Consider the following 26,498-nt stretch of genomic DNA (forward strand, 5'->3'; position numbering starts at 1 on the left):
CTACGTCACGCCCCCGGTCCGTTCGGCGTGTCCCGCCCGGCGCCCGGCCCGCCGCAGGAGCGGAGGAACTCCCGGGTGCGGCGGGCGATGGGGAACGGCTTGTCGGGCGGGCACGGGTACATGTCCTGCTCGACGATGGCGAACAGGTCGACGTCCAGCGCGCGGGCGGCGGCCAGCACGGGTTCCAGCGCCGGGACCCCGCCCGGCGGTTCGCACATCACGCCGCGCGCCACGGCCGGGCCGAACGGCACCTCGTCCGCCACGACCCGGGCCAGGATCTCCGGGTCGACCTGCTTGAGGTGCAGATAGCCGATCCGGTCGCCGTAGGCCTCGATCAGCTTGACGCTGTCGCCGCCGCAGTAGGCGTAGTGCCCGGTGTCGAGGCAGAGCGAGACGAGGTCCGGGGCGGTGGCGTCGAGAAAACGGGCGACGTTCTCCTCGGTGTCGATATGGGTGTCGGCATGCGGATGGACGACGACGCGCAGCCCGAAACGGTCCAGCACCTCCCGGCCCAGCCGCTCCGTCTGGGCGGTGAGATCGCGCCACTGCTGCGCGGTGAGGCGGCGGTCCTCCAGGACCTCGCCGGTCTTGTCGTCGCGCCAGAACGAGGGGATGACCACCAGATGCCGGGCGCCCATCGCCCGGGTGAGTGCCGCGATGTCGGCGACATGCGCCCAGGTCCGGTCCCAGACGCCCGGTCCGTGGTGCAATCCGGTGAAAACGGTCCCGGCCGAGACCGAGAGCCCTCGGCGGCGGGTCTCGTCGGCGAGGCGGACCGGGTCGGTCGGGAGGTAGCCGTACGGGCCGAGCTCGATCCACTCGTAACCCGCCTCGGAGACCTCGTCGAGGAAGCGCCGCCAGGGCACCTGGAGCGGATCGTCGGGGAACCACACCCCCCACGAGTCGGGTGCCGAGCCGATGCGGATACGGGTCGGGGCCACTGCGGAGGAGGTCATGCCGTCCAGGGTTCCGGCCGGGGCGGCGGCTGTCAATCATTCGTCCGTATGTCCGGACAAAGCCATTGACACGGTTCCGGGGGAGGGCTAGACCTGGGGAAGTCACCCCGGACGGCGGTCGAAGGGATGGTCATGCCTGAGCGGTACGACGTCATCACCATGGGCCGCATCGGTGTGGATCTCTACCCCCTCCAGACCGGTCTGCCACTTGCCCGGGTCGAAACCTTCGGAAAGTTCCTCGGCGGTTCGCCGTCCAACGTGGCCGTCGCGGCGGCCCGGCTCGGCCGCCGGACGGCGGTGGTGACGCGTACCGGACGGGACGCCTTCGGGGAGTATCTCCACCACCAGTTGCGGGAGTTCGGGGTGGACGACCGGTGGGTGACGGCCGTCGACGCGTATCCGACACCGGTCACCTTCTGCGAGATCTTCCCGCCCGACGACTTCCCCCTCTACTTCTACCGGCAGCCCAAGGCCCCCGACCTGGAGATCCGCACCCCGGAGCTGGACCTCGGAGCGATCCGGTCCGCCCGGGTCTTCTGGATGACCGGCACCGGGCTGTGCGCCGAACCGAGCCGCTCCGCGACCCTCGCCGCGCTGCGTGCCCGCGACCGCCGCGGCATCACCGTCTTCGACCTCGACTGGCGCCCGATGTTCTGGGACACCACGGAGGAATCCGCGCCCGGCTCCACCCCCGCCGCCCGCTACCGCGAGGCGCTTGCCCTCGCCACCGTCGCCGTCGGCAACATCGACGAGTGCGAGATCGCGACCGGCGAGCGCGAACCGCGCGCGGCCGCCCGCGCGCTCATCCGCGCCGGCGTCGAACTCGCCGTCGTCAAACAGGGACCCGAGGGCGTGCTCGCCGTCCACCGCGACGGCGCGGTGGCCGAAGTGCCGCCGCTGCCCGTCGACGTCGTCAACGGCCTCGGCGCCGGCGACGCCTTCGGCGGGGCGCTCTGCCACGGGCTCCTCGCGGGCTGGGAGACCGGGCGCATCATGCGGTACGCCAACGCCGCGGGGGCCATCGTCGCCTCCCGGCTCGCCTGCTCGTCCGCCATGCCGTTCCCGTACGAAGTCGAAGCGGCCCTGACCGCAGGCGCCGTCACCTCCCGCCCCACCGGAGCGACCCCATGACACCCCCGGCCTCCTCCGTCTCCGAACTCGTCCAGCTGCGCATGCGCCACCCCGAGGCCGTCGCCGAGGCCGCCGCCCGGCGCCGCAGACGCCCCCTCGTCGGCCGGGGCGGCCGGCTGATGATCATCGCCGCGGACCATCCGGCCCGCGGCTCGCTCGCCGTCGGCGACCGCGCACTGGCCATGGCCAACCGCTTCGAGCTGCTGGAACGGCTCCGCCTGGCCCTCTCCCGCCCCGGCGTCGACGGAGTGCTCGCCACCGCCGACATCATCGACGACCTGCTGCTGCTCGGCGCGCTGGAGAACAAGGTCGTCATCGGATCGATGAACCGCGGCGGACTCGCGGGCGCGGCCTTCGAACTCGACGACCGGTTCACCGGCCACCGCCCCGAGGACCTCGCCCGGCTCCGCTTTGACGCGGGCAAACTGCTGCTCCGGATCGACTACGACGACCCCGGCTCGCTCGACACCATGCACGCCACCGCCCGCGCCATCGACGCCATGGCCGCACACCGGCTGCCGGTCTTCGTCGAACCGTTCCTCTGCCGCCGCACCGACGGCCACGTCCGCAACGACCTCGGCGCGGAGGCGGTCACCACCTCGATCGCCATCGCCTCCGGGCTCGCCGGGACATCCGCGTACACCTGGCTCAAGGTCCCCGTCACCGAGAACCCCGACGACATGGCCCGGGTGATGGAGGCGTCGACGCTGCCCGCGGTGCTGCTGGGCGGGGAGGTGGGCGACGACCTGGACGGGGCGTTCGAGAAATGGCGCACGGCGCTTCGACTGCCCACCGTCCAGGGGCTGGTGGTGGGGCGTTCGCTGCTCTACCCGGCCGACGGAGAGGTGGCCGCGGCCGTGGACACGGCCGTCTCACTGCTGGAGCCGAGAGAAACGGGGCCGGGAGAGAGGAAGCCGAGGGCATGACCACGACCGGCGACGGATCGCGCCACCACCTGAAGGCCGGGAGCACGGCGAGCGGCTCCTACGCCCTCGACATCGACCCGGAGCGGGCCGGCTGGGACCGCTCCAGCCTGCGGGTCCTCGAACTCGCACCGGGCGGAGTTCACACACTCGTCACCGGGGAGAGCGAGTGGATCGTTCTGCCGTTGACCGGTGGCTGTACGGTGCACGCCTCAGGTGAGATCTTTGAACTGCTGGGCCGGGAAAGCGTGTTCAGCGGGGTATCCGACTTCGCGTACGTACCGCGTGAGGCCCGTGCACAGATCGCCTCCGGCGCTGGAGGCCGCTTCGCCCTGGCAGGAGCGAAGTGCGAGCGACGACTCCCCGCTCGCTACGGCCCCGCGCCGGAGGTACCCGTCGAGCTGCGCGGCTCCGGGAACTGCTCCCGACAGGTCAACAACTTCGCCGCCGCCGACACCTTCGAGTGCGACCGGCTGATCGCCGTCGAGGTGCTCACCCCCGGCGGCAACTGGTCGTCCTACCCACCCCACAAGCACGACGAGCACCGCCCCGGCGCCGAGTCCGTGCTGGAGGAGATCTACTACTTCGAGGTGGAGCACGGCGGCCTCGGCTACCACCGGGTCTCGCCCTCCCGCCCCGGCGGTACGGACGTCCTCGCCGAGGTCCGCAGCGGCGACGCGGTCCTGATCCCCGACGGCTGGCACGGCCCGTCCATCGCCTCCCCCGGCCGCACCCTCTACTACCTCAACGTGATGGCGGGCCCGGGGGAGCAGCGGGAGTGGCTGATCAGCGACCACCCGGACCACGGCTGGATCCGCGACACCTGGCCCACCCAGCAGGTGGACCCCAGACTCCCCTTCTACGGGACGGAGCCGCGCCCATGAGCCGTACCACCCGCCGCCTCACCACCGCCCAGGCCCTGGTCGCCTTCCTGGCCCGCCAGTACACCGAGCGCGACGGCCGGCGACAGCGCCTGATCAGCGCCACCTGGGGCATCTTCGGCCACGGCAACGTCGCCGGGATCGGCCAGGCGCTCGTCGAGTCGGGCCGCGCGATGCCCTACCTCCAGGGCCGCAACGAGCAGGCCATGGTGCACGCAGCCGTCGGCTACGCCCGCCAGTCGGGCCGGCTCTCCGCGCAAGCCGTCACCACCTCCATCGGTCCCGGCGCCACCAACCTCGTCACCGGCGCCGCCCTCGCCACAATCAACCGCCTCCCCGTCCTCCTGCTGCCCGGCGACACCTTCGCGACCCGGCCCGCCGACCCCGTGCTCCAGCAGCTCGAAGTCCCGTCCGCGGGCGACATCTCCGTCAACGACTGCCTGCGCCCCGTCTCCCGCTACTTCGACCGGATCACCCGCCCCGAGGCCCTGGTCCCGGCCGCCCTCCAGGCCATGCGCACCCTCGCCGACCCGGCGGAGACCGGCGCCGTGACGCTCGCGCTGCCGCAGGACGTGCAGGTGCAGGCGTACGACTGGCCGGCGGAGTTCTTCGCCGAGCGCGTCTGGTACGTACGCCGCCCAGCCCCCGATCCGTACGAACTCGACCGGGCGGTACGGGCGGTGCGCACCGCCCGCAGGCCGCTGATCGTGGCGGGCGGCGGGGTCCACCACAGCGCCGCCGAGGAGACCCTCGCCGCGTTCGCCGCCGCCACCCGCATCCCGGTCGCCGCCACCCAGGCCGGCAAGGGCTCGCTGCGCCACGACCACCCCGCCGACGTCGGCGGCATCGGTCACACCGGAACCGCGACCGCCGACGAGCTGGCCCGCACCGCCGACCTGGTCATCGGCATCGGCACCCGCTACTCCGACTTCACCACCGCCTCCGGCACGCTCTTCGCCGACCCGGCGGTCCGCTTCCTCAACATCAACATCACCGGCTTCGACGCCCACAAGCTCGGCGCCCTCTCGCTCGTCGCCGACGCCCGCGCCGCCCTCGAAGCCCTCACCACCGCGCTCGCCGCCCGCAACCACCGTGTCGGCCCCGCCTACGAGACGGAGTACACCGACGCCAAGGAGAAGTGGGAGCGGCGCGTCACCGCCGCGTTCACCGCCCCGGACCCGCACGCCCGGCCCACCCAGGCCCAGGTCCTCGGCCTCCTCGACGCCCTCGTCACCGAGGACGACATCCTGATCAACGCCGCCGGATCGCTCCCCGGCGACCTGCACAAGCTCTGGCGGGCCCGCTCCCCGCAGCAGTACCACGTGGAGTACGGCTACTCCTGCATGGGCTACGAGATCCCGGCCGCGATCGGGGTGCAGCTCGCTGCTCCGGGCCGTCCCGTCTGGGCGCTGGTCGGCGACGGCACGTATCTGATGAATCCCACCGAGATCGTCACCGCCGTGCAGCAGGAACTCCCGGTGAAGCTGGTCGTCCTCCAGAACCACGGCTACGCGTCCATCGGCGGCCTGTCCGAGCAGGTCGGCGCCGAGCGCCTGGGCACGGCCTACCGGCTCCGGGCGGCGGACGGCACGTTCACCGGCCCTCCGCTCCCCGTCGATCTAGCGGCCAACGCCGGCTCGCTGGGCATGCGGGTGCTGCGCGCCAAGACGGTGCGTGACCTGCGCGAAGCCCTCGCCGAGGCACGTGCCGCGGACCGTCCTACTTGTGTCTACGTCGAGACCGAAACGGCAGACACTGTGTCGGGCCCCCCTCCGGCACAGGCGTGGTGGGATGTTCCCGTAGCCGAGACGGCCACCCGGCCGCCGGCCGTGAAAGCCCGGGAAGTGTACGAACGTCACGTCGCCGACCGACGCCCCCACCTCTGAAGGAGTTCTGTCATGAAGACCGTCAACCACTGGATCGGTGGCAAGACCGTCGAGGGCGCTTCGGGCAACTACGGCCCGGTCACCGACCCGGCCACCGGCGCCGTCACCACCCAGGTCGCGCTCGCCTCCCTCGAAGAGGTCGACGCCGCGGTCGCCGCCGCCAAGGACGCCTACGCCACCTGGGGCACGTCCTCGCTGGCCGCCCGCACCGCGGTCCTGTTCCGCTACCGGGCGCTGCTCGACGCCCACCGCGACGACATCGCCGCGCTGATCACCGCCGAGCACGGCAAGGTGCACTCGGACGCGCTGGGCGAGGTCGCCCGCGGTCTGGAGATCGTCGAGCTGGCCTGCGGCATCACCACCCAGCTCAAGGGCGAGCTGTCCACCCAGGTCTCCAACCGGGTCGACGTCTCCTCGATCCGCCAGTCGCTCGGCGTCGTCGCGGGCATCACCCCGTTCAACTTCCCGGCCATGGTGCCGATGTGGATGTTCCCGCTGGCCATCGCCTGCGGCAACACCTTCGTCCTCAAGCCCAGCGAGAAGGACCCCTCGGCCGCCAACCTGCTGGCCGAGCTGGCCTCCGAGGCCGGTCTGCCGGACGGTGTGCTGAACGTCCTGCACGGTGACAAGGTCGCCGTCGACGGGCTGCTGAACCACCCGGACGTCGCCGCGGTCTCCTTCGTGGGCTCCACCCCGATCGCCCGCCACATCCACGCCACCGCCTCCGCCAACGGCAAGCGCGTCCAGGCGCTCGGCGGTGCGAAGAACCACATGCTGGTGCTGCCGGACGCGGACCTCGACGCTGCGGCCGACGCCGCCGTCTCCGCCGCGTACGGCTCCGCCGGTGAGCGCTGCATGGCGATCTCCGCGGTCGTCGCGGTCGGCTCCGTCGCCGACGAGCTCGTCGCGAAGATCAAGGAGCGCGCCGAGAAGATCAAGATCGGCCCCGGCAACGACCCGACGTCCGAGATGGGCCCGCTGATCACCGCCGCCCACCGCGACAAGGTCGCCTCCTACGTCACGGGCGCCGCCGCCCAGGGCGCCGACGTCGTCCTGGACGGCACCGGCTTCACCGTCGAGGGCTTCGAGGACGGCCACTGGATCGGCCTCTCCCTCCTCGACAACGTGTCCACCGACTCGGACGCGTACAAGGACGAGATCTTCGGCCCGGTCCTGTGCGTCCTGCGCACCGAGACGTACGAGGAGGGCGTCGCCCTCATGAACGCCTCGCCGTTCGGCAACGGCACCGCGATCTTCACCCGCGACGGCGGCGCCGCCCGCCGCTTCCAGCTGGAGATCGAGGCCGGCATGGTCGGCGTCAACGTGCCGATCCCGGTGCCGGTGGGCTACCACTCCTTCGGTGGCTGGAAGGACTCCCTCTTCGGCGACCACCACATCTACGGCAACGACGGCGTGCACTTCTACACCCGCGGCAAGGTCGTCACCACCCGCTGGCCGGACCCGGCCGACGCCCCGGCCGGTGTGGACCTGGGCTTCCCCCGCAACCACTGATCAACGGACCGGCCCCGACGGCCCGTACGGACGCACCCCGCGTCCGTACGGGCCGTCGCCGTATGTCTTACAGCCGCCGCAGCCCCGCGTACTGGAGCGCGGCCATCGCCCCCACCGTCAGGGCCTGGAACACGATCCAGATGTTGCCCGCACCCGTGGCGGTCAGCGTGTCCACGGCCACGGCCGCCACGCCGGCCACCGCCCACGCAGTGTTCAGGGCGATGACGGCGGCGACCGCGCCACGGCCGATGTCCTCCCGGCGGGCGACGGTCAGCAGCCACAGGGCGTACCCCGTGAGGAACACCCCCACCGGGTAGAGCACCGAGCGGTCCACGCCGAGGAACGAGTCCAGGACCGTGGCGAGCGCCAGATAGCCGATGCCGTTGGCGCCGGTGAGGACCACGTCCGCCAGCAGGGCGAACCGGAGCAGGCTGTCGGAACGGGCGGCGTCCGGAGCCGTGACCGTACCCGCGTCGTGGGACGACATCATGGGGTCTTCCTTCCGTTGTCGTGCGGTCGCGCGGGCGGCGAGCAGCCGCCGGCCGGCCCGTACGGGAACGGTAGGGGCGGGCGGGGGGCCGCTCAATTACCTCCCAGGTAATCGCCGGAGCCCCGAAGAGACCCGAAAAGGGCCGGTGGGGGAGCCGTTCGCGGCTCCCCCACCGGCCCTTTTCGCCTGGCCCGGTCCGTCAGCGGGCGGTGTCCGCAGGCTTCCCGGCACCGGCCTCCTCGGCGATCATGCCCTGCATCGGGACCGCGCCCACCCGGCCCGAGACCATGAACGCGGACACCATCGTCACCACCATGATCACCGTGCCGAGCCACACCATCGTCTCCACCGGCAGCGTGTAGGCACCCACGGCCCGCACCACGCACTCGCCCAGCAGCGCCGCACCCCACACCGCCGAGAACCGGATCTCCGCCCGCCGGAACGCCGCCGAGCCGGCCGCGAGCCGCTGCCAGGCGGCGTCCTTGGCCGCGTCGCCCTTCACCAGCACGGGCCGCAGTCCCGCGGTCATCATCGGCTGCCCCTTCAGCGCGGTCACCAGGATCATCAGCCCGATGATGCTGCTCACCCCGCTGTCCTTGGCGACCATGAGGCGCGGGTTCCCGACCATCAGACTGGTCAGCAGGCTCACCGCGTTGACCGTCACGATCAGCGCCGCCAGCCCGTTGAGCCGGCGCCTGCGCAGCACACTCCACCCGGTACGCACGGCCGGCAGCACACTGCTCCAGGCCAGCGCGGCGAAGGTGCTCAGACCCGCCGCCTTCAGCGCGTAGTACGAGGCGAGCGGCACCGCCACATCCACCAGCAGCGGCATCAGGCTGTCCAGCAGGGCATTGCGCGGCGTGTGCGGAGCGGTGGCGGCCGGGGCATCTGCGAGCGGGGCGGTGACGGTGGCGGACGGGCTGGTCATGAGGGGTTCCTCTCCCGCGTGTCGGCGGTGCCTTCCCGGCCCCGCTCTCGATACGTACAGACTGGCCGCCGGGGGCCGTTGCCCGGCAGAGCCGCGTGTACCGGGCTCCGTATGACGAATGTCAGTACCCGTCGGTGGCAGACCCGTCCACCATCTGCGGAGCCCTGGATTCCGGTAGGTCGTAACCGTTCGCCGCGCCCGCCGGAGCGGTGTTCTGATGGGGCCATGACCGCTTTGACCAGGCCGCAGTACGAGATCCGCGCCCAGCACACGGACACCACCGTCACCGTCTACCAGGCGTACTCGCCCCTCATCGGCGGTCCCGCCGTCCGTGACGGGCGCTTCCCCGAAGCCTGGAAGCGCGACCGCATGACATGGATCAAGCCGAGCTTCCTGTGGATGATGTACCGCTGCGGCTGGGGGCTGAAGGAGGGTCAGGAGACCGTGCTGGCCGTCGAGATCACCCGTGAGGGCTTCGACTGGGCCCTGGAGCACGCAGAACTCTCCCACTACGTCAGGGGAGTCCACCCGGACCGCGTCACCTGGCAGCGCAATCTGCGCCGCGCCCCGGCCCGCGTCCAGTGGGACCCCGAGCGCGACCTGCACTTGAACCGGCTGCCGTACCGCTCCCTCCAGCTCGGGCTGTCCGGCGAGGCATCACGGCGGTACGCCGACGAGTGGACGGTGTCCATCCGCGACGTCACCCCGCTCGCCCGGCAGATCCATCAACTGGTCCGTGACGGAAGGCTCGACGAGGCGGCGGCGCTCCTGCCCCACGAGTCGCCGTACCCGCCGGGCGGCGTCCCGCTTCCGGCGCGGGCGGCGGCCTGACCCCGGAGCATGCGCGGCACGCGCTTCGCGCATGCTCCGGCTCGTCATGGCGCGAGTGGTCAGAGCTCCGGCACGTGGTACGGCGAGACGGTCATCCAGCCGTTGCCCGCGGCGCCGTTGCGCTGGCCGCTGCTGTTCTTGGCCAGGGTGTACCAGGACTCGACGTAGTCCGGGTCGTCGGTCCACCAGTTGGTGGGGATGGCGTCGAGCAGCGCGTCGACCAGCGGGATGTACGCGCCCTGGTCGGTGATGGTGAGCAGGACCGCGGCGATGGCCTTGGCCAGGGCCTGGTAGTTGGTGTCCCCGTCGTCCTCCATCATGACCGCGTCGGCCATGTCGTACTTGTAGTTGGACCAGTTGACCAGGACCTGGCCCGGGTAGTAGGTCGTGTCCTCCTTGTTCAGATAGGGCATCTCGACGGTGTCGACGCGCGGTTTACCGTCCTTGCCGAAGCCCGTTACGAGGGTGAAGATCTCGGCGTCGCCCTTGAAGAACGGTTCCTTGACGTCGCCGAGCCGCACCGAGTCGATCCGGGTGGTGTCGATGCCCGACGCGGCGGACAGGCTGGTTCCGGCGGACGGTGCGCTCAGGCCGAGGCCCTTGGACTCCAGGGTCTTGTCGATGACCTTCAGCCCCTCGGCGACGGCCTTCGCACCATCGATGTCGATGAGGTAGACCGGCCGGTCGGGGGCGCTGTCCAGGGGCAGTTCATGGGCCGTGCCCCGGCTGTCGTACGCGGTGAAGGTCCGGGCGCCGTCGTCGTCGGACGGAGCGGCGGCCACCAGAGGAGCCGCGCCCGAGGCGAGCCGGCCCTTCATCGACGCGTCCGCCAGGCCGAGCCGCAGCAGTGAACCCGCGCCGCTGCCCAGGCCCTTGGCGGTGGCGACGCCCCGGTCGGCCGCGGTGATCCGGTCGGCGAGCTTCCGGCCGGCCGAGGCGGTGGCGTCGTCGGCCAGTGCGCCGAGGCCGACCGAATCCGCGGCCAGGGCGGCTCTGCGGACCTCTCTGCTCCAGTCCGGGTCGGCCAGGGAGCGGGCGAGCGCGAGCGCGGTGGCGTCCTCGATTCCGGAGACCGAGGAGGCGGCGGTGGCCGCCGCGTCCTTTCCGGACGGTGCCGCCAGCGCGGTGCCCTGGAGGGGGACCAGGGCGGTCGCGGCCAGGACGGCACCGATCAGTGCCGTGCGCAGCGGTGTCGATGTACTCAAGGGGATCTCTCCTGCCGGCAGTTGGAGCACTACGGGAATGTGGAGCACTACGGGAAGGCCGAAGCACCACCGGCATCCGGCGAGCGGGTGGAGGGGGGTGAGCGCATCGGTCTATGCGAGTAGATCGCGACCGAGTGTCCATGACAAGACCGCCCGGGTTTCCGTGCCGCCGGGAGGGGGCGGGGTGCGGGGCTGCGTGAGGATGCGTCACGCGCCTGCGACTCGGGTGAGCGGGGCAAATGCCGCATCGGTCGCATATTCATCGATACGCTCCCGGGATGATCCACCACGTCATCCCCCTGGCGGCGTCCGGCCTGAAGATCGACTGGGCCAGGATGCCGACGTACAACACGATCATGTCGGTGGCCGCCGGTGCGGGGCTGCTGCTCGTGGTGGCGCTGGGGCGCCAGCTCCTCACTCCCGGACGCGCCATCACCCCCGAAGGGTGGGTCCTCGCCTTCGGGGCCCTCGGCTTCACCCTGGTCACCACGGGCCTCCACATGACCCTGACCTGGCCGCTCGCCGGGCAGGGCTTCCCGTTCGACAACATCATCTTCGGCGAACCGGCCCTCGCCTTCGGAATCTTCCTCTTCGCCGCGTCCTTCTACCTCTGGAAACGCGGAGCCGAACTCAACAGCGCGGAACGCATCGAACGGTCGGCCCGCGTCGCCAAGCCCATCTCCGTCTTCGTGTTCGGGATCGGGCTCGCCTGCTTCGGCATCGCCGCCGCCGGCTGGAAGTACACCCTCTTCGCCGCACCGCCCGAGGAACCCATCTCCGGGGAGTTCGCGCGGTGGCCGATCCTGGAGGCGAGCTTCATGTCCGGGCTGTACGTCCTGGTGGGCATCGGCGCGCTGCTGTTCCCGTTCGTGCTGCGCCGGCCGTCGAGCCGGCTGGCCCCGGTGACCGGCGTCGTCTGGGGGCTGGCCGGTCTGGCGTTCCTGCTCTTCGGCGGGCTCAACTACTTCACCCACATCGGCCTCATCGTCAACACCATGTGAGCCACCTGGTGTCCGGCGCCGCCACGAACGGCCCGGTATACCGCGCATGGAGTACGGCGGCGGAATGCCGTACGCCGCAAGGAGGCCGGATACCTCCCCCTGGTGGCTGGCCGCACGCCGCGGCGGCCCGCTTAGGGTCGCACCATGGAGACTTCCGAAGCGAGCAGGTCCAGGTGGCGGCGGCTGCCGCTCCGCAGACGCGGGCGGTGGGTCGCGGGCCTGGCGGCGCTCGCCGTGCTGGCCGGCGCGGGCACCTGGAACGCCGCGGCCGACGACAGCGGACCCGCCGTGCACCGCCAGGACCGGATGATGAAGGCCGACGGGGTGTCCATCGACACCTCGTACTTCACCGCCGGCTCCACCGGGCGCCGGCCCGCCGTGCTGATCGGGCACGGCTTCGGCGGCAGCAAGGACGATGTGCGGGCGCAGGCCGAGCAGTTGGCCCGCTCCGGGTACGCCGTGCTGACCTGGTCCGCCCGCGGGTTCGGGAAGTCGGGCGGGAACATCGGGCTCAACGCCCCCGACCGCGAGGTCGCGGACGTGTCCCGGCTGATCGACTGGCTCGCGGACCGGCCCGAGGTGGAACTCGACGCGAAGGGCGACCCCCGCGTCGGCATCACCGGCGCCTCCTACGGCGGAGCCGTCTCCCTCCTCGCCGCCGGGCACGACAAGCGGGTCGACGCCATCGCCCCGCAGATCACCTACTGGAACCTCGCCGACGCCCTCTTCCCCGACGGGGTCTTCAAGAAGCTCTGGGCCGGAATCTTCGTCACCACCGGCGGCGGCTGCCAGAAGTTCGAGAAGCAGCTCTGCGAGATGTACGAACGGGTCGCCGTGAGCGGCAAGCCCGACGCCGCCGCACGCGCCCTGCTCACCGAGCGTTCACCGAGCGCCGTCGCCGACCGCATCGAGGTGCCCGCGCTCATCGTGCAGGGCCAGTCCGACTCCCTCTTCCCGCTCGGCCAGGCCGACGCCATGGCCAAGGCCATCAGCGGCAACGGCGCACCGGTCGCCGTCGACTGGATCGCCGGCGGACACGACGGCGGCGACCTGGAGGCCGACCGGGTGCACCGGCGCATCGGCAGCTGGTTCGACCGGTACCTGAAGGACGACAAGGGCGCCGACACCGGGCCCGCCTTCCGCGTCACCCGCACCGGAGGCATCGACTCCACCGACGGGGCCACCCTGGTGCGCGGGGCGAGCAGCGATACGTACCCGGGGCTGAGCAATGGCACGGAGAGCGTCGCCCTCGCCGGCCGCACCAAGACGTTCCGCAACCCCGCCGGGGCGGGCCCGCCCGCCATCTCCGCCGTTCCCGGCGTCGGCGGCGGCCTCGCCCAGATCTCCTCCCTCGGCGTCGGCCTCTCGATCGACTTCCCCGGCCAGTACGCCCGCTTCGACTCGGCCCCGCTGGACGAGGAGCTGAGCGTCACCGGCTCGCCGGCCGTTCAGGTCGACGTCAAGGCCGGGCACGGCGACGCGGTGCTGTTCGGCAAGGTGTACGACGTGTCGCCGGACGGCAAGCAGCAACTGCTGCCCTCCCAGCTCGTCGCCCCCTTCCGGATCACCCCCGACCAGCAGGGCAAGCCGGTCCGGCTGACCCTCCCCGCCATCGACCACCGATTCGACGCCGGACACCGGCTCCGCCTCGTCCTCTCCGCCACCGACCTCGGCTACGCCTCACCGGCCGAGCCGACGACGTACACCGTGACCCCCGCCGGACCGCTCAGCGTCCCCACCGCACCCGCCCTGAAGACCGCACCGGCCACCCTGCCCTGGTGGACCTGGGGACTCCCGGCCGCCGCCGTCGTGATCGCCGCCCTGCTGCTGCTCACCGCCCGCCGCCGCACCGCGACACCCGCACCCGACCCGGCGCTGGCCGACGTACCCCTCCAGATCACCGGCCTGGCCAAGAAGTACGCCAAGTCCGCCGATCGGTATGCGGTGAAGGACCTGTCCTTCCGGGTCGAGAAGGGGCAGGTGCTCGGCCTCCTCGGCCCCAACGGCGCGGGCAAGACCACGACGCTGCGCATGCTGATGGGGCTCATCACCCCCGACGACGGCGAGATCCGGGTCTTCGGCCAGGCCATCCGGCCGGGCGCACCCGTGCTCTCCCGCGTCGGCTCGTTCGTCGAGGGCGCCGGCTTCCTGCCGCACCTGTCCGGACGCGCCAACCTGGAGCTGTACTGGCAGGCCACCGGGCGCCCCGCCGAGGACGCGCACATGGAGGAGGCCCTGGAGATCGCCGGGCTCGGCGACGCCCTGGCCCGCGCCGTCCGCACGTACTCGCAGGGCATGCGGCAGCGGCTCGCCATCGCCCAGGCCATGCTCGGCATGCCGGACCTGCTGATCCTCGACGAACCGACCAACGGCCTCGACCCGCCCCAGATCCGCGAGATGCGTGACGTGATGATCCGTTACGCGGCCGGGGGCCGGACCGTCATCGTCTCCAGCCACCTGCTCTCCGAGGTCGAACAGTCCTGCACCCACCTCGTGGTCATGGACCGGGGCCGGCTCGTCCAGGCGGGCCCGGTCGCCGAGATCACCGGCTCCGGCGACATGCTGCTCGTCACCACCGCCGAGGAGGTCCCCGAACCGCTGGTCGAGAAGATCGCCGCGCTCGCCGGGATCGGCTCGGCGGTCCGCACCGACGACGGACCCGGACTGCTGGTACGGCTCGACGGCGCCACCGCGTCCGGGCTGATCACCGAACTGGTCAGGCTGGACGTGCCGTTGACCGGTGTCGGACCGCACCGCCGCCTGGAGGACGCGTTCCTCACCCTGATCTCCGGAGGCTCCGCATGAGTGCCGCAGTCGATCTCACCGGGGGCGTCGAAGCCCCCGGCTACCGGGCCCGGCACACCCTGCCGCTGCGCGTCGAGGCGGTGCGCCAGCTGCGCAGGCGCCGCACCCTGCTCATGGGCGGGGTGCTGGCCGCGCTGCCGTTCATCCTGATCGTCGCGTTCGCGATCGGCGGCACCCCGGACTCGCGGGGCGGCGGCAGCGACCGGATCACCCTGATGGACACCGCGACCGCGTCCGCCGCGAACTTCGCCGCGACCTGCCTGTTCGTCTCGGCCGGGTTCCTGCTCGTCGTCCCGGTCGCGCTGTTCTGCGGCGACACCGTCGCCTCCGAGGCGAGCTGGTCCTCGCTGCGCTACCTGCTGGCGGCGCCGGTGCCACGGGCCAGGCTGCTGTGGAGCAAGCTCGTCGTGGCGCTCGGCTTCAGCCTGGCCGCGATGGTGCTGCTGCCGCTCGTCGCACTGGCCGCGGGAGCCGTCGCGTACGGCTGGGGGCCGCTCGAACTGCCCACCGGGGGCGCGCTCGCCGCCTCGCAGACCGTGCCCCGGCTCGCACTCGTCGTCGCCTTCGTCTTCGTGTCCCAACTGGTCACCGCAGGGCTGGCGTTCTGGCTGTCCACCAAGACCGACGCCCCGCTCGGCGCGGTCGGCGGAGCGGTCGGGCTGACCATCGTCGGCAATGTGCTGGACGCCGTCACCGCACTCGGCTCCTGGCGCGAATTCCTTCCCGCGCACTGGCAGTTCGCCTGGGCGGACGCGCTCCAGCCGGAGCTGGAGTGGGGCGGCATGGCCAAGGGGGCGGCGGTCTCGGTGACCTATGCCCTGATCCTGTTCGCTCTCGCCTTCCGGGGGTTCAGTCGTAAGGACATCGTGTCCTGACCTTGATGTTCCGCCGATTTCCCCGCCTCCGTTGCCGCATCGAGACGCTTCCGCAACGTCTTCGTCTGCTCCCCGGCGCCGTCTCGCACGTCACATTCACAAGTGCTGACACGACGACGTTGGGGGCAGGCGATGGAACGCCGGACGGCTGAACACACAAGGCGGCACGTACGGAAATGGCGCGGCGCACTCGGTGTGCTGCTGGCGGGCGGTGTGCTGCTCACCGGATGCTCGGCGGGGATGTCGAGCGGGGACAAGGCCGCCACGGACAGCCGGGGCGGCGGGCGCCCGGGCCCCGCACCCGCCGCCTCGGCCGGTGCCGAGAGCGACGGGGCGAAGAAGCAGGACGGGCTGCGGGAGTCCGCACCGCCCGACTACCTGTCCACCTTCGCCCTGGACGTCGACACCGCCTCGTACGGCTACGCGCGCCGCACCCTCGCCGACAGCGGCCTGCCGGATCCGTCCACCGTGCGGCCCGAGGAGTTCGTCAACAGCTTCCGCCAGGGCTACCGGCGCCCGGACGGCAACGGCTTCACCGTGAACGTCGACGGGGCCCGCGCCGGGGACAAGGACGAGGACTGGTCGCTGGTGCGGGTCGGGCTGGCCACCCGGGCCGCCCCCAACCGTGACGAACGCCCGCCCGCCGCGCTCACCTTCGTCGTCGACATCTCCGGCTCGATGGCCGAAGCGGGCCGACTCGACCTGGTGAAGGAGTCCCTGGACATCCTCACCGACGAACTCCGCGACGACGACTCGGTCTCCCTGGTCACCTTCAGCGACGAGGCGGAGACCCTGCTGCCGATGACCCGGCTGCGGGACCACCGGGGCAGGATCCGCGACCGGGTCGACTCCATGGAACCCACCGACTCCACCAACGTGGAAGCCGGCATCCGCCGCGGGTACGACGAGGCGGTCGACGGCCGCGTCGAGGGCGCCAACAATCGGGTCGTGCTGCTCTCCGACGCCCTCGCCAACACCGGCGAGACGGACGCCGAAGCCATCCTGGAACGCATCGGCTCCGCCCGCCGCGAGCACGGCATCACCCTCTTCGGCGTCGGCGTCGGCAGCGAATACGGCGACGCGTTCATGGAGCAGCTCACCAACAAGGGCGACGGCCACACCACTTACATCGCCGACAAGGACCAGGCCCGCAAGGTCTTCGTCGACCAGCTGCCCGCCCACCTCGAACTGACGGCGCGCGACGCCAAGGCCCAGGTCGCCTTCGACCCCAAGACCGTCAAGCAGTTCAAACTCATCGGGTACGAGGACCGCAAGGTCGCCGACGAGGACTTCCGCAACGACCGCGTCGACGGCGGCGAGGTCGGCCCCGGCCACACGGTGACCGCGCTCTACGCCGTACGGCTCAGGGCGGGCGCCTCGGGCCATGTGGCCACGGCGACCGTGCGCTGGCTGGACCCGAAGACCCGGGCACCGCACGAGCAGCAGGGCACCGTCGGGACGGGCGCGATCGGCGGACCGCTGTGGAGCGGTGACAGCCTGCGCCTCCAAGTGGCCGCGCTGGCCGCCTACCTCGCCGAGGAGCTGCGCGGCGAGGAGCTGCCGGGCGCGCCCGGCCTCGGTGAACTGTCCGCGCACGGGAGGAGGCTGGCCGCCGAGACCGAGGACGACTCGGTACAGAAACTGGCGACCATGATCGGACAGGCCGACCGGCTCAAGAACGGCCCGGGAGGCGGCGGTTCGGACGAAACACCCGAGGGCGAACTGGGCTGACCGGACCGGCTGGACCGGCTGGACCGAACGGGGGGCGGCGGCCCGCCCGCCGAGGACATGATGTGCCTCATGTCCTCCTCCCTGTCCTCCCTGTTCCTGGCGCTCGCCGTGATCACGACGGGCCTCTACGCCGGATTCATGCTGACCTTCCTGACCGCGGTCATGCCGGGCATCGCCGCGCTGCCCGACGAGCGGTTCACGGACGCCATGCGCCGCTTCAACGAAAAGGTGCCGGGACCGGCCTTCCTGGTCCTCTTCCTCGGCGTGATCGCGTTCCCGGCCGTCGTGGCCATCGGCGGCGACGGCGGCACGGACCGGGTGCTCGCCGTCGCGGCGCTGGTCTGCGCGGTCGCCGGGCACCTGATCACGATCGCCGGCAACATCCCGCTCAACAAGGCGCTCGCGGAGTCCGAGGGCGGCGACGACAGCGCGGCCCGCGCCGCGTTCGAGTCCCGCTGGAACCGGCTCCACCGGGTCAGGACGCTGCTGTCCCTCGCCGCGTTCGCCCTGCTGGCCGTGGTCGGGGCGGAGTTCTAGGCCGCGCGGAACGCGCGGAACGAAGAGCCGGGCCGGTTCTGCCGCTCAGAAGTCGAACTTGTCGATGTTGCCGCGATCGAACACGGTCGGCTTGCCGAGGATGACCTCGCCGTCCTTGCCGACCGTGTACTCGCCGAGCCGGCCCGCCTTGAACTTCTCCCCCTGCGCGCCGGTGATCCGCCCCGACGCCAGCGCGGCGGCGGCGTACGAACCGAGGTAGCCCAGCTCCTCCGGGTTCCACAGCGAGAACTGCTCGACGGTGCCGTCCTTGACGTACTTGCGCATCTGGTTCGGCGTGCCCAGCCCGTTCAGCACGACCTTGCCCTTGTACGAGGAGTCGCTCAGGTAGCGGGCGGCGGCGGCGATGCCGACGGTGGTGGGCGAGATGATGCCCTTCAGGTCGGGGTACGCCTGCATCAGGCCCTGCGTCTGCTGGAACGACTTCTGGTCGGCGTCGTCCCCGTACGCCACCTTCACCAGCTTCATGTCCTTGTACCTGGGCAGCTTCAACTCGTCCTGCATGAAGCCGATCCAGGTGTTCTGGTTGGTGGCGTTCTGGGTCGCCGAGAGGATCGCGATCCTTCCCTTGTAGCCGATCTGCTCGCCGAGGTGCTGGACCAGGCCGCGGCCGATCTGCTCGGAGCTCGCCTGGTTGATGAAGAGCTGGCGGCAGTCCTTCGCGGTGTCGGAGTCGTACGCGACGACCTTGATGCCCTTCTTCATGGCCTGCTTCAGCGGGCCGCACACCGCGTTGGGGTCGTTGGCCGCCACCAGGATCGCGTCCTGGCGTTGCTGGATCAGTGTGTTGATGTAGCTGACCTGCGAGGAGGCGCCGGCGTCGGAGGGGCCGACCTCCTTGCCCGTGCCGCCGAACTCCCCGGCCGCCGCGATGCCCGCGTCGTCCACGATCTTCTCGTACGGGTTGTTGATCTGCTTGGGCAGGAAGGCCAGCTTCAGGCCCTTCTTCAGCGGCGCGTCCGGATCGGCCTTCGCCGTGCGCCCGGACTTCGCGGAGCCCTCGCCCACGCTGTCCTTCGTGGTGCCGGAACAGGCGGCCAGGGCGAGGGCGAGGGACACGGCGGTGGCGGCGGTCGCGACGGCGCGGCGCCCGGCGGTGCTGCGGAGCATCATGGCGGCGATCTGCCTTTCGACGGTTTCGGCGGTTTCAGTGGTTCCGGCGAGGTGCGGGGGAGGGCTCAGGACGGGCCGTCGGCGGTGGAACGCCGGTGCCGTCGTTCCAAGACGGCGGCGATCACCCGGGGAGTGAGCACGGACGCCACGAGCAGCAGGCCGGTCACGATCACCTGCACCTCGTTGGCGATGTCGTTGAGCGTCAGGAGGTTCTTCAGCACCCCGATCAGCAGCACCCCGGCGACCGCGCCGAACACGGTGCCCTTCCCGCCGTCGAAGTCGACGCCGCCGAGCAGCACCGAGGCGATGACGAGCATTTCGAAGCCGAGACCGTTGTCGGCGCGGGCACTGCCGTACCGCAACGTGAACAGGACACCGGCGAACGAGGCGAACAGCCCCGTCACGACGAACAGCAGCAGCTTGATCCGCTTGACCCGGATCCCAGCGAAGTACGCCGCCTCCTCCTGGGACCCGATCGCGAACAGCGAACGGCCCAGCGCCGTGGCGTGCAGCACGATCCCGGTGACCATCGCGAGGACGGCGAACAGCAGGACCGGATACGTGACGAAGGTGCCGGGCACCGTGGTGGTGTCGACGGTCCAGTCGGCGTACGTCCGCGGGAAGTCGGTCACCGCGTCGCTGCCCAGCACCACCGAGGCCAGACCGCGGTAGAGGGCCAGGGTGCCGATGGTGACGGCCAGCGACGGCAGCCCCACCCGGGTGACCAGCCAGCCGTTGAGCAGCCCGCCCGCCACGCCCGCCAGCAGCACCACCGGCACGATCGTCTCGAAGGCCCAGCCGGCGTTCCACAGCGCACCGGTCAGCGCACTGCCCAGGCCCAGCATCGAGGCGACCGACAGATCGACCTGACCCGCGACGACGAGCAGCGTCATCGGCAGCGCGATGACGGCGACCTCGACGATGTCGTTGAACGCGAAGGCGAGGTTCTCGCCGGAGCCGAAGCCGTCCGTGGTGCCGAGGCCGGCGACGAGGACCGCCACCAGCAGCACCCCGACCGCGGTGTCCCAGCGCAGCGCCGCACTCCGTACGCGGGCGGCCCGGCCCCTCCCGGTCCGCGCGGCGTCCGCCGCCTGCCGCGTCTCAGCCGACGTTCCCATGCCGGGCGCTCCTCTTCCTCGGTGCGGCGGTCATCCGCAGGTTCACGACCCGGTCGACACCGATGGCGAGCAGCAGCAGCGCACCGGTGATGGCGCCCTGCCAGAAGGAGTCGACCTTCAGCACGACCAGCACGCTGCCGATGGTGGTGAGCAGCAGGGCACCCAGCGCCGCGCCCCAGACCGTCCCCGTACCACCGGTGACGGCGACGCCCCCGACGACCACGGCGCTGACGACGGTCAGTTCCCAGCCGTGCGCGTTGTCCGCGACGACCGTGCCGAACCGCGCCAGCCACAGGGCCCCGGCGAAACCGGCGACGGCCCCGGAGAAGACGTACGCTCCGAGGATCCGGCGGCGGATCGGGATTCCGGCGAGCAGGGCGGCCTCCGGGCTCGAACCGATCGCGTACAGCTCCCGGCCCGAGCGGTGGTTGCGCAGGAAGTACGCGGTCGCGGCGAGCAGAACCAGGGCGATCAGCGGCAGATACGGCAGGCCGACGACGCTGACGCTGCCGCTGCCGAGCCCCAGGACCGGGTCCGGCACCTCGGCGGCGTTGATCTGGTCGCCCTGCGCCCACCAGTAGTCGACGCCCTGGATGATGTAGAGCATGCCCAGCGTCACGACGAGCGCCGGGACCCCGCCGAAGCTGACCAGGGCGCCGGAGACGAGCCCGCAGACCACCCCGACGGCGGCGCCGAGCAGCAGCACGGTGAGCACCCCGCGGTCCGTCCCGGCGACGAACCGGCCGCAGGCGAAGGCGGAGAGCCCGACCACGGAACCGACCGACAGATCGATGTTGCGGGTGATCACGACGGCCGACTGGCCGACCGCGAGCAGCACCAGGATCGAGGCGTTGAGCAGCAGGTCCTTGACGCCCTGGCCGGACAGGAACCGGGGGTTGGCGAGATACGTGCCGAGGACCAGCAGCACGAGCGCCCCGGCTATGGAGATCTCCCGGGCCCGGAACACGGCGTCCACGAGCCGGGCGGCGCCGCGCGCCGGAGCCCCGGAGCCGGTGTCCGGCGGGCCTTCGGCGGTGGTGGTCACGCCACCGGTGGTGGTCATGCCACCGCCCTCCCGCCCAGCCCGGTCGCCGCGGCCATGACCGTCTCCTCGGTGGCGTCGCGGCGCGCGAGTCCGGCGACGAGCCGGCCCTCGCGCATGACGAGCACCCGGTCGGCCATCCCGATCACCTCGGGCAGATCGGAGGAGACCATCAGCACCGCGAGCCCGTCCGACGCCAACGAGGAGAGCAGCCGGTGGACTTCGGCCTTGGTGCCGACATCGATGCCACGGGTCGGCTCGTCGACGATGAGTACGGACGGCCCGGTCGCGAGCCACTTGGCGAGCACGACCTTCTGCTGGTTGCCGCCGGACAGTTCGCCGACGGCGTCGGCGAGCCGGTGGTACTTGAGCCGGAGGCGCACCGCCCAGTCGGCGGCCCGGTCGTGCTCCAGGGCCCGGCGGACCAGCCCGCGCCTGCGGACGTCGCCGAGGCCGGTGAGCGAGATGTTGCGCTCGACGGACATCGCCATCACGAGCCCGCGCTGACGGCGGTCCTCCGGTACGAGTGCCAGCCCGGCGGCCATCGCGGCGGTCGGCGACCCGGGGCGCAGCACAGTGCCGTTCACCCGTACCTCCCCGGCGTTCGCGCGGTCGACGCCGAAGACCGCCTGGGCGACCTCGGTCCGGCCGGCGCCGACGAGCCCGGCGAGCGCGACGATCTCCCCGCGTCGGACCTCGAACGACACATCGCGGAAGGCCCCTTCGCGGGTCAGCCGGCTCACCGACAGGGCGACCTCGCCGGCCTTCGCGTCCTGCTTCGGATAGAGCTCGTCCAGATCGCGGCCGACCATCCGGCGCACCAGGTCGTCCTGGGTCAGCCCGGCCAGCGGCTCGCAGGAGATCAGGCGGCCGTCGCGCAGCGTCGTGACCCGTCCGCACAGCTCGAAGATCTCGTCGAGCCGGTGCGAGATGAACAGCACGGCCGCGCCCTCGTCGCGCAGCGTCCGCACCACGGCGAAGAGCCGGGCCGTCTCGCTGCCGGTGAGCGCGGCGGTCGGCTCGTCCATGATCAGGACCCGGGCGTCGGAGGAGAGCGCCTTGGCGATCTCGACGATCTGCTGGTCCGCGATGGACAGGCCGCGGGCCGGCCGGCCGGGCGCCAGGTCGATGCCGAGCCGGCGCATCAGTGCCGCGGTGGCCCCGTGCATGGCGCGGCGGTCGATCCGGCCGAGGCCGCGCCGGGGCTGACGGCCCATGAAGATGTTCTCGGCGATCGACAGATCGGGGAAGAGGGTCGGCTCCTGGTAGATGACGGCGATCCCGGCGTCGCGGGCGTCGGCGGGCCCGTGGAAGGCGACGGGCCGGCCGTCGAGCAGCACCTGTCCGCCGTCCGGGCGGTGCGCCCCGGCGAGCGTCTTGATGAGGGTGGACTTTCCCGCGCCGTTCTCCCCGGCGAGCGCGTGCACCTCACCGGGGCACAGCGACAGGGACACGTCGTGCAGGGCGCGTACGGCGCCGAAGGACTTGCTCACGTCCTTCAGTGCCAGGACCGGGGCGGCGGGGGCCGGGGCCGGGCCCTTGGCGGGCTGGTTCATGAGGGCTCCTCAGCGGAGGCACGCACCGATGTGACGCGGTGTCCCCCACACCGTGAAAGGATTCAATGAGGTAGCTCGGAAGCTAGACGGGGATCGCGGGCACCGTCAATGGTGCGGTGGCGCCCCTGTTCCGCACCCGCCCGGCAGGGGCCCGGGTGGAGGAGCTGTGACGGTTGCCGCGCGAACGCAACCGCCGCGCGCCACCGCAGGTCTGACTCTGCGAAGCACCGGTGCCGTACGCCGCACCGGACCATCCGCGTACGCCGGATCTCAGGCTCACACCAACCTCCCGCACCCGAACGAAGGAGTCCACGTGGCATCCCGCGCGCTAGGAACCACCGTGGTACTCGCCATCACCGTGGCGACCGCCGTGATCACCTTCCCCACCGCCCAGGCAGCGACGCCCGACCGCGCCACGACCTCGGCGCCGGCGTCCGCGAACGGGGCGGTGCCCGCACCGGTCCCGCGCCGCGACGACTTCAACGGGGACGGCTATCCGGACCTGGCGTTCACCGCGCCCGGCGCCACCGTCGACGGCAAGGCCAAGGCCGGTTACGTGGCCGTGGTGTACGGCTCCGGGAACGGGCCGCAGACCTCCAACAAGCAGGTTTTCACCCAGGACTCGCCCGGCATACCGGACTCCGCCGAGGCCGGTGACGCGTTCGGTGGCTCGATGGTCTCCGCCGACCTCGACAAGGACGGATACAGCGACCTCGTGGTCGGCGCGGGCAACGAGAAGATCGGCTCGGCCGGGTCCGCCGGTTCGCTCACCGTTATCTGGGGCGGCGCGCAGGGACTCTCCGGCGGCGCGACCCTCCTGACCGGCGACGAGCTGTACGACGAGGTCGGCGCCAGGACCGCGGCAGGCGACTTCGACGGCGACGGCGCCATGGACATCGTCACGGTCGGCATGCACAACACCTATGTCCTGTCGGGCCCGTTCAAGCGCGACGGCAGCACCGCGGCCCCCGCCAGGGAGATCCGCGACATGGACGACCTGCGCTACATGGACATCACCGCGGGCGACTTCGACGGCGACGGCCACGACGACCTGGCCGGCGTCGTCCACGACGGCGACGAGTACGACGCCCGCCGCATCCTCGTCCGCGACGGCGGAGCCACCGGCCTCGCCGAGGACTACACCACCGTGAACGCGGCCAACGGCTACCGCCTCCAGGGCGGCGAGACCATCACGGCCGGCCGGATCGACGGCGACAAGTACGCCGACCTGGTCGTGGGCCGCCCGGTCGACGGCTACGACAGCGACCTGGAGCTCCCGCTCGCCAAGGGCGGCATGATCACCTACGTACCGGGCGGCGCGAACGGCCCGCAGGGCGACCGGGCCAAGGTCTTCAACCAGGACAGCGCCGGTGTCCCGGGCGCCGCCGAGCGGGGCGACGGCTTCGGCGCCTCGGTGTCGATCGGCGACATGAACGGCGACGGCTACGGCGACATCGCCGTCGGCGTCCCCAACGAGGACCTCGGCACGACGAAGGACGCGGGCTCGGTCCTGGTCCTCCCCGGCACCGCGTCCGGCCCGACCGGGACCGGCACCGTGGGCTTCAACCAGGACACGGCGGACGTCCCCGGAGCGGCCGAGGCGAACGACCGGTTCGGCGGCGCGGCCAAGCTGGTCGACGCCAACCGCGACGGCCGCAGCGAACTGGCCGTCGGCGCCCCCGGCGAGAACACGGACGCCGGCTCCCTGTGGATCTTCCCGACCGCGGCGTCCGGCCCGGTGGCCAAGGGCTCGTTCACCTTCGGCCACGGAGTGCTCGGCACCGTGGGAACGAACGCGGCGCTGGGGTCGTCCTTCAACCGCTGACCCCGCGTCCCCGCCCCGGGGGGTAGGCCCTGCCCTACCCCCGGGAGTCGGGCAGCACGGATGTACCCGCCCGGAACCGGCTTCTACGGTGGGGCCATGAGCCCGAGGCAGCGTCAGCCAAGTCCCGCCGTACTCCCGGCGGATGCGGAGCCGGACGGACCCCGGACACGCCCCCGCACCGTCTGGCAGGCCCTGCCGTCCCCCCGCTACCCACTGTCCTCCTGGCCCTGGCGGTCGGCGGGTTACCTGATCAGCGGCGCCCTGGCCGGTGCGGTCGTCCTGGTCGTGACCGTGACCGCCGCGGTCGTGGGCGGCGCGCTCTCCGTCGTACTGATCGGCCTGCCGCTGCTCGCCCTCCTCACCCTGACCGGCATCCCGGTGGCGGCCGTGGAACGGCGCAGGCTCGGCCTGATGGGCCCCGCCCCGGCCCCGGACCCGCACCGCCGCCCGGCCGAACCGGGGCTGCGGAGCTGGGCGGCATGCCGGTTCCGGGAACGGGCGACCTGGTGGGAGCTCGGGTACGCGGCGCTGTTCGCCCTGGTCCTGTGGCCGCTCGACGCCCTCGCGGTGGCCCTCTGTACGGCCGCACCCCTCGCGATGGCGGGCACCCCCGTACTGATGGAGGTCTACGGGGACGGCGAGGAGCTCCGCGTGGTGAAGCTGTGGACGGTCACGACCTGGCCCGGGGCCTTCGCGACGGCGGCGCTCGGGCTCGTACTCCTGCTGCTCGGCGGCTACGCCCTGGGCACCCTGGCCGGGGCCAGGGCGGAGCTGACCCGCCTCCTGCTCACCCCCGGACCCTCGGAGCGGGACGCACGGGTCATGGAACTGACCCGCTCCCGGGTCCGGCTGGTCGACGCCTTCGAGGCCGAACGCCGTCGCATCGAACGCGATCTGCACGACGGCGCCCAGCAGCGCATCGTCGCCCTCACCATGATGCTGGGCCTGGCCCGCCTGGACGCCCCGCCCGGCCCCCTCGCCGACCAGCTCACCCGGGCCCACGAGGAGGCGGGCAGGGCCCTCGCGGAACTGCGCGAACTGATCCACGGAATTCACCCCCAGGTGTTGGCCGACTACGGCCTCCGGGCCGCGGTCGCCGATGCCGCCGAACGCTCCGTGATCCCCGTCGGACTGAACGTCGAACTGCCCGGCCGGCTCCCCGAAGCCGTCGAGGCGGCCGCCTACTTCGTGGTCTGCGAGGCCCTGGCCAACGTCGCCAGACACAGCGGCGCGAGCCGCGCCGAGGTCAGCGGGGGCCACCGTGCGGGCCGCCTCTTCCTGGAGATCCACGACGACGGACGAGGCGGCGCGAGCACGTCCGGGGGCGGCAGCGGACTGACCGGCCTCGCCGACCGGGTCTCCGTGCTCGATGGCAGACTTGCGCTGTCCAGCCCGGCCGGGGGACCGACCCGATTGCGTGTGGAGATTCCTTGCGAGTGGACCGATCACTCCGTGTAGTCCTGGCCGAGGACAGCGTGCTGCTGCGCGAGGGACTGACGGGCCTGCTCGGCCGCTTCGGCCACGAGGTGGTCGCGGCGGTCGGCGATGCGGAAGCCCTCGCCACCGCCGTGGCCGAACACGCCCCGGACATCGTCGTCACCGACGTCCGGATGCCGCCGGGCTTCCAGGACGAGGGCCTGCACGCGGCGGTCCGGCTCCGCGAGCGGCAGCCCGCCCTCCCGGTGCTGGTCCTGAGCCAGTACGTGCAACGCGCCTACGCCGCGGACCTCCTGGACTCCGGCGACGGCTCGGGCGTCGGCTATCTGCTCAAGGACCGGGTCGGCCAGATCGAGGAGTTCATCGACGCGCTGCGCGAGGTCGCCGACGGCGGCACGGTCGTCGACCCCGAAGTCGTACGCCAGCTCCTGCGCCGCCGCCGCGACCCGCTGGAACGCCTCACCGCCAGGGAGCGCGAGGTGCTCGCCCTGGTGGCCCAGGGCCGGTCGAACGGCGCGATCGCCCGCGAACTGGTCGTCTCCGAGGCGGCGGTGGGCAAACACATCGGCAACATCCTCGCCAAGCTGGACCTCCCGCCGGCCGACGAGACGCACCGCAGAGTCCTGGCGGTCCTGACCTTCCTGCGCGCCTGACGGCCCCCGACCCGAACCGGTCCGAGAACGGCAAAAAGACCCTC

Annotated in this window: 22 protein-coding genes; 14 read left to right on the forward strand and 8 right to left on the reverse strand. The window is 72.0% G+C overall.

Annotated elements, in window-relative coordinates:
- Window positions 1–5: 5 nt before the first annotated feature.
- Window positions 6–956, reverse strand: a complete 951-nt coding sequence (locus OG842_RS25580) for a sugar phosphate isomerase/epimerase family protein (protein ID WP_266732893.1) — start codon at window positions 954–956, stop codon at window positions 6–8.
- A gap of 132 nt (window positions 957–1,088) precedes the next feature.
- Here OG842_RS25580 and iolC point away from each other — a divergent pair, with 132 nt between their 5' ends.
- From iolC to OG842_RS25605, 5 genes are read left to right on the forward strand one after another with little or no spacing between them, the layout of a single operon-like run.
- Entirely contained in the window at window positions 1,089–2,087 is a 999-nt protein-coding gene (gene iolC, locus OG842_RS25585; RefSeq protein ID WP_266732895.1) for a 5-dehydro-2-deoxygluconokinase, read from the forward strand.
- Complete coding sequence (locus tag OG842_RS25590) at window positions 2,084–3,013, forward strand: Cgl0159 family (beta/alpha)8-fold protein (protein ID WP_266732897.1); 930 nt, start codon at window positions 2,084–2,086, stop codon at window positions 3,011–3,013. Before iolC ends, OG842_RS25590 begins: the two co-directional genes overlap by 4 nt.
- Window positions 3,010–3,894, forward strand: coding sequence for a 5-deoxy-glucuronate isomerase (iolB, locus tag OG842_RS25595; protein WP_266732898.1), 885 nt, complete (start codon window positions 3,010–3,012; stop codon window positions 3,892–3,894). Before OG842_RS25590 ends, iolB begins: the two co-directional genes overlap by 4 nt.
- Window positions 3,891–5,777 (forward strand): 3D-(3,5/4)-trihydroxycyclohexane-1,2-dione acylhydrolase (decyclizing), encoded by a 1,887-nt coding sequence (gene iolD / locus OG842_RS25600; protein ID WP_266732899.1) that lies wholly within the window; start codon window positions 3,891–3,893, stop codon window positions 5,775–5,777. Before iolB ends, iolD begins: the two co-directional genes overlap by 4 nt.
- Before the next feature lie 12 nt (window positions 5,778–5,789).
- Complete coding sequence (locus OG842_RS25605) at window positions 5,790–7,289, forward strand: CoA-acylating methylmalonate-semialdehyde dehydrogenase (RefSeq protein WP_266732901.1); 1,500 nt, start codon at window positions 5,790–5,792, stop codon at window positions 7,287–7,289.
- 67 nt (window positions 7,290–7,356) lie between these two features.
- On the opposite strand, the gene OG842_RS25610 is transcribed toward OG842_RS25605, so the two are convergent.
- On the reverse strand, window positions 7,357–7,779 hold the full coding sequence (locus OG842_RS25610; protein WP_266732902.1) for a hypothetical protein: 423 nt from the start codon (window positions 7,777–7,779) through the stop codon (window positions 7,357–7,359).
- 199 nt (window positions 7,780–7,978) lie between these two features.
- Window positions 7,979–8,707, reverse strand: a complete 729-nt coding sequence (locus OG842_RS25615; RefSeq protein WP_266732904.1) for a VC0807 family protein — start codon at window positions 8,705–8,707, stop codon at window positions 7,979–7,981.
- Window positions 8,708–8,932: 225 nt separating this feature from the next.
- On the opposite strand from OG842_RS25615, the gene OG842_RS25620 reads away from it, so the two are divergent.
- Window positions 8,933–9,538, forward strand: a complete 606-nt coding sequence (locus OG842_RS25620; protein WP_266732906.1) for a DUF4291 domain-containing protein — start codon at window positions 8,933–8,935, stop codon at window positions 9,536–9,538.
- Window positions 9,539–9,597: 59 nt separating this feature from the next.
- Here the strand turns inward: OG842_RS25620 and OG842_RS25625 are convergent, their stop codons facing one another.
- A complete protein-coding gene (locus tag OG842_RS25625; protein ID WP_266732908.1) occupies window positions 9,598–10,743 on the reverse strand; it encodes a DUF3103 family protein in 1,146 nt (381 codons plus the stop codon).
- Between the two features lie 278 nt (window positions 10,744–11,021).
- Between OG842_RS25625 and OG842_RS25630 the strand changes: the two genes are divergently transcribed.
- The 5 genes from OG842_RS25630 (at window position 11,022) to OG842_RS25650 (ending at window position 17,692) form a co-directional block, all read left to right on the forward strand.
- Window positions 11,022–11,744: a DUF981 domain-containing protein gene (locus OG842_RS25630; protein ID WP_266732910.1), complete on the forward strand. Its 723-nt coding sequence runs from the start codon at window positions 11,022–11,024 to the stop codon at window positions 11,742–11,744.
- 234 nt (window positions 11,745–11,978) lie between these two features.
- Entirely contained in the window at window positions 11,979–14,549 is a 2,571-nt protein-coding gene (locus tag OG842_RS25635; protein WP_328512684.1) for an alpha/beta fold hydrolase, read from the forward strand.
- Window positions 14,546–15,424, forward strand: coding sequence for an ABC transporter permease (locus OG842_RS25640; RefSeq protein ID WP_266732912.1), 879 nt, complete (start codon window positions 14,546–14,548; stop codon window positions 15,422–15,424). The genes OG842_RS25635 and OG842_RS25640 overlap by 4 nt, the downstream gene beginning before the upstream one ends.
- 132 nt (window positions 15,425–15,556) lie before the next feature.
- Complete coding sequence (locus tag OG842_RS25645; RefSeq protein WP_266732914.1) at window positions 15,557–17,155, forward strand: vWA domain-containing protein; 1,599 nt, start codon at window positions 15,557–15,559, stop codon at window positions 17,153–17,155.
- A gap of 69 nt (window positions 17,156–17,224) precedes the next feature.
- Complete coding sequence (locus OG842_RS25650) at window positions 17,225–17,692, forward strand: anthrone oxygenase family protein (protein WP_266732916.1); 468 nt, start codon at window positions 17,225–17,227, stop codon at window positions 17,690–17,692.
- Between the two features lie 45 nt (window positions 17,693–17,737).
- On the opposite strand, the gene rhaS is transcribed toward OG842_RS25650, so the two are convergent.
- From rhaS to OG842_RS25670, 4 genes are all read right to left on the reverse strand, one after another.
- A complete protein-coding gene (gene rhaS / locus OG842_RS25655) occupies window positions 17,738–18,823 on the reverse strand; it encodes a rhamnose ABC transporter substrate-binding protein (RefSeq protein ID WP_266732918.1) in 1,086 nt (361 codons plus the stop codon).
- 65 nt (window positions 18,824–18,888) lie between these two features.
- Window positions 18,889–19,941: an ABC transporter permease gene (locus OG842_RS25660; protein WP_266732919.1), complete on the reverse strand. Its 1,053-nt coding sequence runs from the start codon at window positions 19,939–19,941 to the stop codon at window positions 18,889–18,891.
- Entirely contained in the window at window positions 19,925–21,004 is a 1,080-nt protein-coding gene (locus OG842_RS25665; protein WP_266732921.1) for an ABC transporter permease, read from the reverse strand. The genes OG842_RS25660 and OG842_RS25665 overlap by 17 nt, the downstream gene beginning before the upstream one ends.
- On the reverse strand, window positions 21,001–22,539 hold the full coding sequence (locus OG842_RS25670) for a sugar ABC transporter ATP-binding protein (protein WP_266732923.1): 1,539 nt from the start codon (window positions 22,537–22,539) through the stop codon (window positions 21,001–21,003). Before OG842_RS25670 ends, OG842_RS25665 begins: the two co-directional genes overlap by 4 nt.
- Window positions 22,540–22,852: 313 nt before the next feature.
- On the opposite strand from OG842_RS25670, the gene OG842_RS25675 reads away from it, so the two are divergent.
- The 3 genes from OG842_RS25675 (at window position 22,853) to OG842_RS25685 (ending at window position 26,454) form a co-directional block, all read left to right on the forward strand.
- Window positions 22,853–24,364 (forward strand): FG-GAP and VCBS repeat-containing protein, encoded by a 1,512-nt coding sequence (locus OG842_RS25675; protein ID WP_266732925.1) that lies wholly within the window; start codon window positions 22,853–22,855, stop codon window positions 24,362–24,364.
- A gap of 96 nt (window positions 24,365–24,460) precedes the next feature.
- Window positions 24,461–25,822, forward strand: a complete 1,362-nt coding sequence (locus OG842_RS25680) for a sensor histidine kinase (protein ID WP_401874109.1) — start codon at window positions 24,461–24,463, stop codon at window positions 25,820–25,822.
- Window positions 25,795–26,454 carry a response regulator transcription factor gene (locus tag OG842_RS25685; protein WP_266732927.1) on the forward strand — a complete coding sequence of 220 codons (660 nt, stop codon included), beginning with the start codon at window positions 25,795–25,797 and terminating at the stop codon, window positions 26,452–26,454. Before OG842_RS25680 ends, OG842_RS25685 begins: the two co-directional genes overlap by 28 nt.
- Window positions 26,455–26,498: the final 44 nt, after the last annotated feature.

It is taken from the genome of Streptomyces sp. NBC_00376 (assembly GCF_036077095.1).
Taxonomy (GTDB): Bacteria; Actinomycetota; Actinomycetes; order Streptomycetales; family Streptomycetaceae; genus Streptomyces.